Genomic DNA, 11,794 nt, shown 5'->3' with positions numbered 1-11,794 from the left:
GTCACATCCCCTTGGGCGGCACGACCTGCAGGTAGATCGTGGTCAGAATGAAGTTCACCGCGAACAGCAGCAGGAAGGTGATCACCACCGACTGGTTCACCGCGTCGCCGACGCCCTTCGGGCCGGGCGGCGGGTTGAGGCCCCGGTAAGCGGCGACCACACCGGCCAGGAACCCGAATATCAGTGCTTTCAGCTCGCTGATCCAGATGTCGGGCAGCTGGGCGAGCGCGTTGAAGCTCGCCATGTACGCACCGGGTGTGCCGCCCTGCATGATCACGTTGAAGAAGTAGCCGCCCAGCACGCCGACCACGCTGACCATGCCGTTGAGCAGCACCGCCACCAGCATGGCGGCGAGCACTCGCGGCACCACCAAGCGTTGGATCGGCGAAACGCCGAGTACCTGCATGGCATCGATCTCGTCCCGGATCTTGCGGGAGCCGAGGTCGGCGCACACCGCCGAACCACCGGCACCGGCGATCAGCAGCGCGGTCACGATCGGGCTGGCCTGCTGGATGATCGCCAGCACGCTGGCGCCGCCGGTGTAGGACTGCGCGCCGATCTGCCGGGTCAGCGAGCCGAGCTGCAGTGCGATCACCGCACCGAACGGGATCGCGACGAGCGCGGTCGGCAGGATCGTGACGCTGGCGATGAACCAGCACTGCTGGATGAACTCGCGCAGCTGGAACGGCCGCCGCGGGATGAGCCGCAGGACGTCGAGCGCCAACGCGAACAGGTGCCCGGTTGCGCGCAGCGCGCCGGTCCCGGGCAGTGGTTTACCGCGCGGCCCCCGAGTCTTCTGGGGTGGTGCGCTCACTGCTCACCGCCTTTTTTCCTGCCGAACCACCGCCGCCGCGGCGCAGGGGCCGCTGCTTCCGACTGCTGTTCGTGGCCGGAGGTCCAGGGAGCGTGGCTCACGTCGTCCTGCTGCGCGGCGCCATCGCGGCGGGGCCGCGGGGTGGGCTGCGGGGGTGCGTTGTGCGCTTGCGGTGCGCGCTGCGGCGCTTGTCCGGTGGCCTGCGGCGCCGGCTGCGGAGTGTGCGCGGCGGCCTGCGGGGCGTGCTGGGCTTGCGGGGGTGCGGTCTGGGCCGTTGCCTGCGGGGTGTTCGCGACGTCGCCCGGCCGCAGTGAACCGCTCATCTGCGCTGTCCGGCCGTTTTCGGTGGTCACGCCGTAGCGGCGGCGGTCCTCGGGGTTGAGGTTGTTGAGGATCTCCTGCTGGGCCGCCGGTGCGAGCGAGCCCAGGTTGGCCATCACTCGGTCCTGCCTGCGGTGCACCGCGGTGCGCTCGGGCAGGCCGGGCGAGACCTCGATCTGCGGCACGATGTGCGGCACTCCCCTGTCTTCGCCGCCCAGGGCCGCGAGTTCGGCGGCCGCCTGGCCCGCGTCCTTTTCCTCGCTCATGCCGATGGGACCTTCGCGGCGAGCGTTGAGGAATTGCTCGACCACTGGTTCGGTCGATGTCAGCAACTCTTCACGCGGGCCGAACATGGTCAGGTTCCGGCGGAACAGCATGCCGATGTTGTCCGGCACCGTTCGGGCGGTTCCGATGTCGTGGGTCACGATCAGGAAGGTGGCGTCGATCTGCGCGTTGAGATCGACGATCTGCTGATTCAGGTACGCGGTACGCACCGGGTCGAGACCGGAATCCGGCTCGTCGAACAGAATGATCTCAGGGTCGAGAACGAGGGCGCGGGCCAGTCCGGCGCGCTTGCGCATACCGCCGGAGATCTCGCCGGGGAGTTTGTCCTCGGCGCCGATCAGGCCGACCATCTCCATCTTCTCGAGGACCACATCCCGGACCTGGCTCTCGGTTTTCCGGGTGTGCTCGCGCAGTGGGAACGCGATGTTGTCGAACAGGTTCATCGACCCGAACAGCGCGCCGTCCTGGAACAACACACCGAAGAGCTTGCGGACCTCGTAGAGATCCTTTTCGGAGCAGTCGCAAATGTCCACGTCGTTGATGACCACGCGACCGTGCTCGGGCTTGAGCAGTCCGACCAGTGACTTGAGGAACACCGACTTCCCGGTACCCGACGGGCCCAGCAGCACGCTGATCTCCCCGGTGGGAAGCGTCAGCGTGACATCCCGCCAGATGGTCTGCGCGCCAAAGGACTTCGACAGTCCTTCGACGACCACCTCGACGCCCATCCGCACCTCCGACTAGATCGTTGGTATCTCTCCGGGAAGAACTCCCGATCGGGCAGCCTTGCATATGTGACCGGCATAACGAAGGTCAAGCTCGTCACACATGTGCAACGAGCGCGACGCGGCGAGGTTACTCGCCAGTTCACTTCGATTTTGCGGCCCGTGGCAGGCAATCCGAGAATGTCCGATACGCGCGGAGTTTTAGGCGTGGCGATAAAAATCGATCTTTGTTCTCGATCGTCAAATCCCGGCTCGCCCCACCATGCGTGTCCGAGCTGGCACCGAGCGTCATCGCCGCGTCTTCTGGTTGCCTTCCGAGTCCTCGCGAAAGACGATGAGTGCTCGGCCATGTTCGGTCAACGGGGGTTTTGGAAGGCGGCGAGTTGTTCACCCAGATACCGCGCCACGCGTGATTTGTCGGCACCGGCGAACGTGTTCCACCGCTGACCGTCCTGATTGTTGCGGGAGGTCATGCTGTAACGACCCTCGGTGGTGTCGCGCCATCCGATCGCGGGCAGTCGCTGCTGCTTTCCGCCCAATTCTCCGCTGACGAAGACGTATCCGACGCGGTGCACGGGAAGCGCGAGGATGCGTTGCGCCTTGCGGTTCTCGGCACCGGCGCCACGGGAGGCGGCGGGCGCGCTGCTGCTCATCCAGTCGGCACCGTCCCGCTGCGCGGGCTGCGGTGCGGTGGTGTTACTGGGAAGGGTGGCGGCTTCGAGGCGGCCTGCCGGTTCGTCGGGCAGGAGTCCGGCTCCGATGCGGGCGAGCCCGCGCGGGTCGACGAACTCGAAGTGGAGTCCGTTGTCGCGCTGTTCGGCGAAGACGGCGCCGCTGCCGGTTTGGGCGATGCGCGCGCGGTAGACGGCTTCGGTCCGCATGTCGACCGAGGTGACGGCGATGGCCGTCTGGGACCGGTTGATCAGGTTGAGCGCTTGTTCGAGTTCGGCTTCCTGGCGGCCGTGTTCGGCGAGCCTGCGCTGTTCGAGATCGGCCCACACGGTCCTGCGGGTCCGCCCGCGCTCTTCGCGGGTGGACCCGGCGTAGGGGATTTCGAACGGGAACTGGCGGAGGTTCACCCGCAGGTCTTCGCTCAGAATGTCGGCCGCTTCGAACGACAGCGCGAACGAGTTGATCATTTTCGTTTTTCCCCTCCGATGGGTCGGCTCACCGCGGAACCGCTGCTGGTTCGGCGGTGAGCCGACGTGCGGTGTCGCCGAGCCCGCTCGCGGAGGCATTCCGGCGCCTCCCCGCTGCCGGGATCGCGTGCCGGTTCGCGGGCGGTTTCGGCTCTGCTTCGGCGGGCTCGCGCGCTGTTGTTCGGCGGCGCGTGCGGGCGCTGCCGCACGCGCGGTGTTCGGTTGGTTGCGCCGCACTTTTCGGGCGTCCGGGGTCCGGGCCTCCGGGGCTCGGGCGTCCGCGCTTTTCGGGCGTCCGTGGCTTCCGTGGCTTCCGGGCGTCCGGCGGGTGAGGGCCGCGGTGTCGGCTACTCGCCGAAGACGGGTGGGGCAACCTTGGGCAGGCCGAGGTCGTCCCAGGCTTCGTCGCCTTCGAGCACGTATTTGGTCTGGTGCTCGTCTTCGTCTTCACCGCCGCCTTGGCCGCCACGCGCGCCGCCACCGGCTCCGCCCATGGCTCCGCGTCCGCCGGATCCACCGGCGCCACCAGCGCCGGTTCCTGCTCCGGCACCGGCTCCTGCGCCGGGTACGGGGCCGGCTCCGGCGCGGCCACCCGCACCGAGTTGTCCGCCCGGGCCGCCCGCGGCGGGTGCGCGCACACCACGCGCGCCGCCACCGGCTCCGCCCATGGCTCCGGCGGCACCGACGCCCGCGCCCGGCGGGACTTGTCCGGGTGGCATGGGTGCCCACCGACCGTTGTAGGGGTTGCGGCGTTCCCACTGGCCGGTTTGGGGGTTCTGGCGGTAGCCGTTCTGGCCGCCGTCGCCGCCGGGTGCCCACGCCGAGCCGGTTCCGGCGGCCGGTGGGGAGGAGTTCGCGGGGAGCGTGTAGTTGCCGCCGCCGGTCGCCCCACCGGTTCCGCCACCGACTCCACTGCCGACTCCACTGCCGACTCCGCCGCCGCCTGCCCAGGAGCTGCTGGTTCCGGCGGGGGTGGTGGGGGTCTGGAAGCTGCTCGCCGGCGGGTTCGCCTGCTTGGGCGTCGCGTCGCCCTGGTCGCCGGGTTCGGGCGGTGCGGGCACGAACGCGGGTGTTTTGGCCGCGGCTTCCCCGAAGTCACCTTCCATGGTGGTGACCACTTCGGCGGCTTGCTGGTGGGCCTGCTGGCTCTGCTCGTGCTTTTCGACGATGTCGTTGGCCCGGCTGACCGCGGTGAACGGGTTGGGGTCGGAGGCGTAGTTGACGAGTTCGTTCTTCAGGTCGAACTCGATGACTTCGGGCATGGCGTTCTTGGCCCGCTCACCGGATTCGGCCTGCATCCCGACCTGGTTGGCGGTCAACCGCGCGGCGCCGCCGGAATGTCCCATGTGCTCGGCGACCTGGGTGACGTGCGCGCGCATCGCGTTTCCGGCGTCGCCGGTCCAGTTCTGCTCAGTCTTCTGGGCCGCGGTGCGGATGCGGTCCGAGAATTCGATCAGTTTGCTGCCGTGGTCGTGGTAGAGCCGTCCGACTTCGTGGACCGTGCCGGTGTCGAAATTGTCCCGCACGAACGATGCGAGCTGCTTGTGCTCGAACGACAGGTAATGCGTGCTGCCGAGCGCACCGGGCCGTTCGCGCAGTTCTTGCTCGGCGGAGAGCTGGGTGGCCTGCTGCTGACCGTACGCGGTCGTCTGCTGATCGGTCTTCATCGCCGACATCGCATGTGCCAGCGGAGCACCCGTACCGAGCGGCATGCTGTGCTGGAGACCGGAGTACTGCTGCTGGTTCTCCTGGAGTGCCTGTTCTTCGTAGTCGGCGATGTATTCCGACCCCGGCTGCTGCGGACCGGGCGGTCCGCCGTCAGGTGTGCTCATCTGTCCCCCAGTGCTCGATCAATTCCGGCTCACTCCTGCGGCAGCTTCGCCGCCACCAGCGGCGCAGCCTGCTCAGCCAGCTGACAGGCAGTCTCGGTGTCGGTGGTGGTAATGCCATCCACCGTCAACGAGGTTGAATCCGACACAGAAAATGCCACGCTACAGCTGCCGGAGCCCGTCAAGTCTCGGATGACCTTCGCTTTCCTGCCAGCTATCGAATTGCTTTCTACCTGACCACCAGTCGCGTTTAGATCGCTCAGCGCCTTGTCATGATGGAATGCGATTGACAGACGACCATCATCGACGCGCCACCGACAGGTGGCGGCTCCTGCAACGTCTTTCGCTTCTCCGGCGCCCTCCGCACCGAGCTGACCAGCTTCGTCCGGTGTCACCATCGTGCATGGGTCCACATCCGCAGCAGGTTGTGCGCCGCTGGAACTCTCCGTCTCATTGCTTGGTTCAGAGGTGTCACCTTCAGGTGTCCCCTCGGTCGAACCACACGCCGTCAGCCCCACTGTTGCCACAACAAACAAGGCAGCAATGCCGGAGCTCAACACAGTCCTGCGCACTCGAAACCTCAATCTCACGTCTGCACGCCAAAGTTGCTATTACCTTCGTCAACTTCCTGGTAGAGCGCAATCCCCTTTCTGATTGCGTCAATCACCTTCGGAACGCGCTCCTGCAGTTGGTTGATCAGCTCTTCGTAGGACCGGCCGTCGCTGCCCGCCGCAACGTCCTGGTTGAAGTCAGCCATCGCCTGCCCCCCAGGACTGTCACCGAGAGGGGTCCGGATCTTCATCGTTTGAAGGTCCGTCTGCATATCCAGCGTGAAGTCTTCGACTTCTTGGAAGATCTTGATCAGCTCGTCACCCGCTTCGGGCGTGACCTGGAACTGGCCCTTGTTGGCCGAGTCGATGATGCCCTGCATGGCATCGTTCGTGGCAGCGAGGTTGGCACCAGCACTCATCGCTTCGGGCATCCCGACATCTCCCCCAGATCGGACTGCATGTGGCGCCCGGAACATATCACCGAAGAGTGACACTCGGTCGTGAACCAGACATTCTCCGCAACCGGGATCCACATCGCGTCCGGACGGCCGTATGCAGCTCGTCCGGAAGCACCAGATCCGGGCCACAGCGCCGGAATCCGCCCCCGAAGTCACACGTGCCCGCCGGGGGGCACTCAGCTCAGTCCGTCCGGTCCTCAGTGGTGTCCCGACCGGACATCGCCCAGGTCAACCCGAGGGTCACCAGGCACCACACCGTGGCGGTCAACGCGCCGCTCCACAGCGCCTGCCCCAGGTCGCGATCACGCCAGAAGTAAGCCGCGAGGGCAAAGGTCACCCCGAAGACCACCGCTCCCACTACCGCCATCGCGGGATGAGCCGTCCTACGAGACCGTGCGGCCATGATTCCTCCCAACAACGCGCTGCCCCCAGCAAAATAACGGACACGAACAGCGGTCGGAGAACTTCCGCCGACTTCTCGCCAGGCCTGCTCGAACCTGGAACTGCCCCGACGGGCCCGCCGGAACGCTCAGTCGGAAGTCGAGACGCCCGCGCGGGAGGCTCTAGTGTCGTCCCCCGTGACCGAAGCCTCCCCGCACCTGTGCACGACAGCGGACGCCTACGACGCCGTCGCCGACCGCTACGCTGATTTCGCCCGCAACGGGCTCGATGCTCTTCCGCTGGATCGCGCGATGCTCGCCGCGTTCGCGGAGCTCACGCGGACCGCTGATACCGGGCCTGTCGCCGAGTTGGGGTGTGGCCCCGGGCAGGTGGCTGCGCACTTGCGAAGCCTGGGGTTGGACATCTTCGGCGTCGACCTGTCGCCAAACCTGATCGACTTGGCCCGCGAGGCCTACCCGGACTTGCGGTTCGAGGTCGGTTCGATGGGTGCTCTGAACCTGGCCGACGGCAAGCTGGGCGGCATCGTGTCCTGGTACTCGACCATCCACGCGCCGCCGCGGGAAATTCCGCCGTACTTCGCCGAATTTCGCCGGGTGCTGGCCCCGGGCGGCACGCTCCTGCTCGCCTTCTTCGAGTCGGAGGGCGGGCCGGTGGCAGCGTTCGACCACAAGGTAGTGATTGCCTACCGGTGGCCGATCGACGGTCTCGCCGACCTGGCCCGCGAGGCCGGGTTCGCCGAAGTCGGCCGGATGCTGCGCGAGCCCGGCGAGGACGAGCGGTACCGGCGGGGCCATCTGCTGATGCGCGCTCAGTAGGCATCCGGCAGGTCGAGGTGGTCGGACAGCGCAGCCGCTCGCTTCCGGATTTCACCGGCGGATTCGGGGCAGCCGTGCCGGTCCAGCGCCTCGGCCAGTTCGCGGAGGGTTTCGGCCTCGCCTTGCCGGTGGCCGATGCGATGCTGGTGTTCGGCGGCTTCCCGAAAAGTCGTGATGGCTTCGTCGAGTCGGCCGTGCTCGCGTCGTGCGCGCGCCAGCCCGGCCAGCACGATGCCTTCGCCGTAGTCCTCACCGACCTCGCGGTAGAGCCGCAGCGCCTGTTCCAGGTGCTCGACGGCCGCGTCGTGGTGTTCACGCCGCGCGCTCAACGCACCCAGCGCCGCGTGGGTGACGCCCTGGCCGAACCTGTTGTCGTCCTCGCGGTGCAGGTCGAGCGCCCGCCGCAGGTGCCGGTCGGCCGCGTCGAAACCGCCGAGTTCGACGTGCACCTCGCCGAGCGAGATCAGCGCCAGCCCGGACCAGTAGCGATCGCCGATCCGCTCGAACAGCCGCAACGCCCGTTCCTGGTTCTGCGCCGTTTCCTCGTATCGTCCACTTTGGAACTGCGCCGCTCCGAGGTCGAAGAGCAGGTGCGCGCGGGCTTCGTCGTCGTCGAGGCGCCGGGCCGATTCGAGTGCGACCTCGTAGGTGGCGATCCATTCGGTGATGTGCCCGCGAAGTTTGAACAGGTACATCAAGCTGTGGGCGAGCTGCCAGGCGTGCACGTCCAGTCCCGCGCGGGCGCACTGCCGCACGGCGGCGATCAGGTTGTCACGCTCGGCGTCCCACCACCGCAGGGCGGCGTCGTCGGAGTCCCACACCAGCCCCGAAATCTCCGATGCGGGCGGCTCCGGCGAGAACAACCGCGCATGTCCCAGCAACCGCCGGTCGATGCCATGACTGGTGCGCAGGTAGTGATCGGCGATCCGCCGGACCGCGTCCCGCCGCGAATCGGCCGTCTCATCCTCAGCCGCGCACTCGGACAATCCGGATTCCGACCGTTCAGCCACGCCGCTTCAGCATCGCGAGGAACGAGGACCACAGCTCGGTATCGAACACGAGCGTGCCACCGGTGCGGTCCTTCGTGTCGCGCACTCCCACCAGCGAGGGAGTCACCGACACTCCGACGCAGTAGGAATTATTGGCGCTACGGCTGAGCTTGCGCCAAGACGAAAAAAGAAGGCGGTTGTCCGAATTCGCAAAAACCATGATCACAAGCTAGGGCGAACACCCTGAAATCGGTTCGTCCGGCGCGGTGAACCACCCGAAAGACGCACCATCCGATCAGCGGTGAAATGAGCCCCGCTTGAGAGCGGTTGCAAACCTTGCCCACTGCGCACGCTGAAACGCGAGCGTGCCGCCAGCACGGTCCTTCGTGTCGCGGACCCCCACCAGCGAGGGAGTCACCGCGACTTCCACGCACGACGAATTCGTGGTGCTGCGACTGGACTTGCGCCAATCCTGCTGCCGGAATAACTCGTTGCGGATCACGCGATGACCCTAACGCGTGAATCCTTCAGGTGTCACTCTAATGAATTACGAGCGCTCTTGATCAGCGCGAATGACTCGTCCCGATCCAACGCGCTCTTCGTCGCCTCGTCCAAGGCGAGGCAGTACTCACCGACTTGAACCGGGTCGACGATCAAGCCCGTGGAGGTCACAGTCTCCTGCCAGACCAGGGCCGGTTCGACCTCGTCCGGAAACGTCACCACGTGGAACGTCGAACCGCCCATCGCGTGATGGCCCATCGCGCTGAACGGGATGACACGCACGTCGAGGTTTTTCGCCTGCCGCTGCGCCACGTCGAGCACGTGATCGAGCTGCGCGGCGAGCACGCCCGGTCCGCCCACCTCCTGCCGGATCGCCGCCTCGCTCATGACCACCGAGAGCCGCAGCGGATCGTCGCCGGTCAACCTCTCCTGGCGCATTACGCGTGATTCGACCCGGCGGGACGCCTCTGCCAACCGCACGTTCGGACTCCCGGCCTGGATGATCGCGCGGGCGTACTCCTCGGTCTGCAGAAGCCCGTGGATCAGCCCGCCGTCGTAGGTGCGAATGCTCTCCGCGCCGTACTCGTACCCGAAGAAGCGGAGCAGTTCATCGCTGTACAGCGCCGCGTACCGCGACCACCACCCCTGCTCGGTCGCCTGCTCGCGCAGTTGCCGGAGTTCGTCCGCCTCCACGCTGGACATCCCGTAGGCGGAGATCAGCCCGTCGAGCCGTTCGCGCGCAGGAGGCTTGATCCCGCGTTCCACATCGGACAGGTAGGTCTTGGCGATCCGCGCGTTCTTCGCGGCAGCGGTGCCGGTAAGCCGAAGTTGTTCACGCTTCTTGCGCAGGCGGCAGCCGAGCTTCCAGTTCGCTACCGCGGGCGAGGTCGGTGCCATCAGGGCTCCCTTCACCACCAAGTGAATCACGGGCCGATCTTGTAGCTCGTTCGGTGCACAACGCTATTGAATTCAATAGCGGAATCCTAAATTGACCACTGCGGTGGTCCCGGCTTCCGATCTCCCCGTCCCCCGGCCGGGACCACCGCCTTCCCCGTCTGGATCGATCCCTGGAGGTGCCGTGTTCGAAGTGGTCCGAGGTCCGGTCGTGTTCTGGCGGCCGTTGCAGGAACAACGGCACGCCATCCACCCCACGCCGCGCCCGCATCCCGGCCAGCAGCGCCGCACCCTCTGCGGCGTCGACGCCACCCTCACCGATCCGTCCGCAGTGGACTGGCTCGCGCCCACCTGCCCGGAATGCATGGCAGCGGCCAAAAAGCTCGACGCCGAACGCGGCTAACCCGCGCCCAGCTCGCACATACCAGCCCACGTACCCACCCCGCCCCGGAGCCAGCATGCTCACCAACATCATCGGCCTGATCAGCTACCCCGGCGACATCGCCATGACCTTCGGCGTGCTCGCCGCCCTCACCCTCGCCACCGCGACGCTCCCGCTGCGCACCGGAACCGGTCAGCACGCGGATGCCGGGCCCGGCGCGGTCGACGTCTGGCGACTCCGCGACACCATCCGCAACGCTCCACACCGCCACGAGCCACGCCGCGACCAACCACACCGCTACGAGCCACGCCTGTACGTGGCGTCCGAGCCCGACGACGACATCGTCTGGCCCGAAGAAGACTGGCCCGACACCCCGCAGATCGCGCACCAGGCGGAGCCAACCGCCGACTACCCCGGATCGTCGCGGCGCCCCGAACTCCGCATCCCGAGCCCGCTCCGCACCGCCGGAACCCACGAAGAAGACCAGCACACCGGTCGGCACCGGCTCGTCGAACCCGACCTCTACGGGCTACCGGCCGAAATCGACCTCCGCCTCACCCCGATCAGTTGCGCAGCCGCATAACCCCGCAAAACGCAGAAGGCGGGCACCCCCATCGGGGATGCCCGCCTTCACGCGGAAAAGCTGCGGTCAGCAGCGCAAGATCACTTGAGGGAGATCTTGGCGCCGGACTCCTCCAGCTTGGCCTTGGCGTCGTCGGCCTTCTCCTTGTCGACCTTCTCCAGGATCGGCTTCGGCGCGCCCTCGACCATCTCCTTGGCCTCCTTGAGGCCCAGGCCGGAGACGACCTCACGGACGACCTTAATGACGTTGATCTTCTTCTCGCCCGGGTCGTCCAGGATGACGTCGAACTCGTCCTGCTCCTCGACTTCCTCCGCGGCAGCGGCGGCCGGGGCAGCAGCAGCCGCGACCGGGGCGGCGGCCGTGACGTCGAAGGTCTCCTCGAATTCCTTCACGAACTCCGACAGCTCGAGGAGGGTCATCTCCTTGAAGACGTCCAACAGCTCTTCGTTGCTCAGCTTCGCCATGGCGGCGTTCCTTTCGAATCAGTGCCGGCCGCAACCGGCGATACCTGTGGGTTGGGTCGGCCGAAACCAACACCGGAATCCGAAAACCGGACTCAGGAGTCGGACTCGCCGCCCTCCTTCTTGTCCTTCAGGGCGGACGTCATCCGAGCAACCTGCGACGCCGGAGCGGCGAACAAGGAAGCGGTCTCGGACAGCTTGGCCTTCATGGCACCAGCCAACTTGCCCAGCGTGGCCTCGCGCGAGTCGAGATCGGCGATCGCCTCGACCTCGGAAACCGAGATCGGACGGCCATCCATGTAGCCGCCCTTGATCACCAGAGCGTTGTTGGTCTTGGTGAATTCCTTCAGAGCCTTCGCCGCGTCCACCGGCTCGCCATCGATGAAGGCGATCGCGGTCGGGCCGACGAACAAGTCATCGAGGCCCTCGACACCGGACTGCTCCGCAGCACGCTTCACCAGCGTGTTCTTCGCGACACGGTAGGTCGTGTCCTCGCCGAGGGCTCGACGCAACTCGACGAGCTGTGCCATCGACAAGCCGCGGTACTCGGTAATCACCGCCGCGGTCGCGTCGTTGAAACGCTCAGCGATTTCGCTGACCGCATCAATCTTCTCGGGCTTGGCCATGTCGCCTCCTCTCTTCTGC

The 11,794-nt window shown here is 66.7% G+C and carries 16 protein-coding genes; 3 read left to right on the top strand and 13 right to left on the bottom strand.

Features of this window, described 5'->3' with window-relative positions; genetic code table 11:
• Position 1: 1 nt before the first annotated feature.
• The 7 genes from ACYVAN_RS17695 to ACYVAN_RS17665 form a co-directional block, all read right to left on the bottom strand.
• The gene (locus tag ACYVAN_RS17695) at positions 2 to 814 is read right to left on the bottom strand and encodes an MlaE family ABC transporter permease (RefSeq protein ID WP_460960988.1); all 813 of its coding nucleotides are present in this window, start codon (positions 812 to 814) and stop codon (positions 2 to 4) included.
• Complete coding sequence (locus tag ACYVAN_RS17690; RefSeq protein ID WP_460960986.1) at positions 811 to 2,148, bottom strand: ABC transporter ATP-binding protein; 1,338 nt, start codon at positions 2,146 to 2,148, stop codon at positions 811 to 813. The genes ACYVAN_RS17695 and ACYVAN_RS17690 overlap by 4 nt, the downstream gene beginning before the upstream one ends.
• Positions 2,149 to 2,501: 353 nt before the next feature.
• Positions 2,502 to 3,284: an ESX secretion-associated protein EspG gene (locus tag ACYVAN_RS17685; RefSeq protein WP_460960984.1), complete on the bottom strand. Its 783-nt coding sequence runs from the start codon at positions 3,282 to 3,284 to the stop codon at positions 2,502 to 2,504.
• A gap of 347 nt (positions 3,285 to 3,631) precedes the next feature.
• Positions 3,632 to 5,116 (bottom strand): hypothetical protein, encoded by a 1,485-nt coding sequence (locus tag ACYVAN_RS17680; protein ID WP_460960982.1) that lies wholly within the window; start codon positions 5,114 to 5,116, stop codon positions 3,632 to 3,634.
• A gap of 29 nt (positions 5,117 to 5,145) precedes the next feature.
• Positions 5,146 to 5,685 carry a DUF3558 domain-containing protein gene (locus tag ACYVAN_RS17675; protein WP_460960980.1) on the bottom strand — a complete coding sequence of 180 codons (540 nt, stop codon included), beginning with the start codon at positions 5,683 to 5,685 and terminating at the stop codon, positions 5,146 to 5,148.
• A 14-nt stretch (positions 5,686 to 5,699) separates the two neighbouring features.
• Complete coding sequence (locus ACYVAN_RS17670; RefSeq protein ID WP_460960978.1) at positions 5,700 to 6,095, bottom strand: hypothetical protein; 396 nt, start codon at positions 6,093 to 6,095, stop codon at positions 5,700 to 5,702.
• 208 nt (positions 6,096 to 6,303) lie between these two features.
• Positions 6,304 to 6,525 (bottom strand): hypothetical protein, encoded by a 222-nt coding sequence (locus ACYVAN_RS17665; RefSeq protein ID WP_460960976.1) that lies wholly within the window; start codon positions 6,523 to 6,525, stop codon positions 6,304 to 6,306.
• A gap of 175 nt (positions 6,526 to 6,700) precedes the next feature.
• Here ACYVAN_RS17665 and ACYVAN_RS17660 point away from each other — a divergent pair, with 175 nt between their 5' ends.
• Positions 6,701 to 7,339, top strand: coding sequence for a class I SAM-dependent DNA methyltransferase (locus ACYVAN_RS17660; RefSeq protein ID WP_460960974.1), 639 nt, complete (start codon positions 6,701 to 6,703; stop codon positions 7,337 to 7,339).
• Here ACYVAN_RS17660 and ACYVAN_RS17655 read toward each other — a convergent pair.
• From ACYVAN_RS17655 to ACYVAN_RS17640, 4 genes are all read right to left on the bottom strand, one after another.
• Positions 7,333 to 8,349: a tetratricopeptide repeat protein gene (locus tag ACYVAN_RS17655; protein WP_460960972.1), complete on the bottom strand. Its 1,017-nt coding sequence runs from the start codon at positions 8,347 to 8,349 to the stop codon at positions 7,333 to 7,335. The two genes, ACYVAN_RS17660 and ACYVAN_RS17655, sit on opposite strands and share 7 nt — an antisense overlap.
• Positions 8,342 to 8,548 (bottom strand): DUF397 domain-containing protein, encoded by a 207-nt coding sequence (locus ACYVAN_RS17650; protein ID WP_460960970.1) that lies wholly within the window; start codon positions 8,546 to 8,548, stop codon positions 8,342 to 8,344. Before ACYVAN_RS17650 ends, ACYVAN_RS17655 begins: the two co-directional genes overlap by 8 nt.
• A gap of 75 nt (positions 8,549 to 8,623) precedes the next feature.
• The gene (locus ACYVAN_RS17645; RefSeq protein ID WP_460960968.1) at positions 8,624 to 8,830 is read right to left on the bottom strand and encodes a DUF397 domain-containing protein; all 207 of its coding nucleotides are present in this window, start codon (positions 8,828 to 8,830) and stop codon (positions 8,624 to 8,626) included.
• 32 nt (positions 8,831 to 8,862) lie between these two features.
• Positions 8,863 to 9,726, bottom strand: coding sequence for a helix-turn-helix domain-containing protein (locus ACYVAN_RS17640; RefSeq protein ID WP_460960966.1), 864 nt, complete (start codon positions 9,724 to 9,726; stop codon positions 8,863 to 8,865).
• Between the two features lie 181 nt (positions 9,727 to 9,907).
• On the opposite strand from ACYVAN_RS17640, the gene ACYVAN_RS17635 reads away from it, so the two are divergent.
• Positions 9,908 to 10,126, top strand: coding sequence for a zinc finger protein (locus ACYVAN_RS17635; protein WP_460960964.1), 219 nt, complete (start codon positions 9,908 to 9,910; stop codon positions 10,124 to 10,126).
• 55 nt (positions 10,127 to 10,181) lie between these two features.
• Entirely contained in the window at positions 10,182 to 10,688 is a 507-nt protein-coding gene (locus ACYVAN_RS17630) for a hypothetical protein (RefSeq protein WP_460960962.1), read from the top strand.
• An 80-nt stretch (positions 10,689 to 10,768) separates the two neighbouring features.
• Here ACYVAN_RS17630 and rplL read toward each other — a convergent pair whose 3' ends face one another.
• Positions 10,769 to 11,152: a 50S ribosomal protein L7/L12 gene (gene rplL / locus ACYVAN_RS17625; RefSeq protein ID WP_460960961.1), complete on the bottom strand. Its 384-nt coding sequence runs from the start codon at positions 11,150 to 11,152 to the stop codon at positions 10,769 to 10,771.
• Positions 11,153 to 11,244: 92 nt separating this feature from the next.
• Positions 11,245 to 11,775: a 50S ribosomal protein L10 gene (gene rplJ, locus ACYVAN_RS17620; protein WP_460960959.1), complete on the bottom strand. Its 531-nt coding sequence runs from the start codon at positions 11,773 to 11,775 to the stop codon at positions 11,245 to 11,247.
• Between the last annotated feature and the right edge of the window lie 19 nt (positions 11,776 to 11,794).

Source organism: Parasphingorhabdus pacifica, assembly GCF_054779195.1.
The sequence above is the reverse complement of the archived record's forward strand: the minus strand, read 5'-3'. Positions and strand labels throughout refer to the sequence as shown.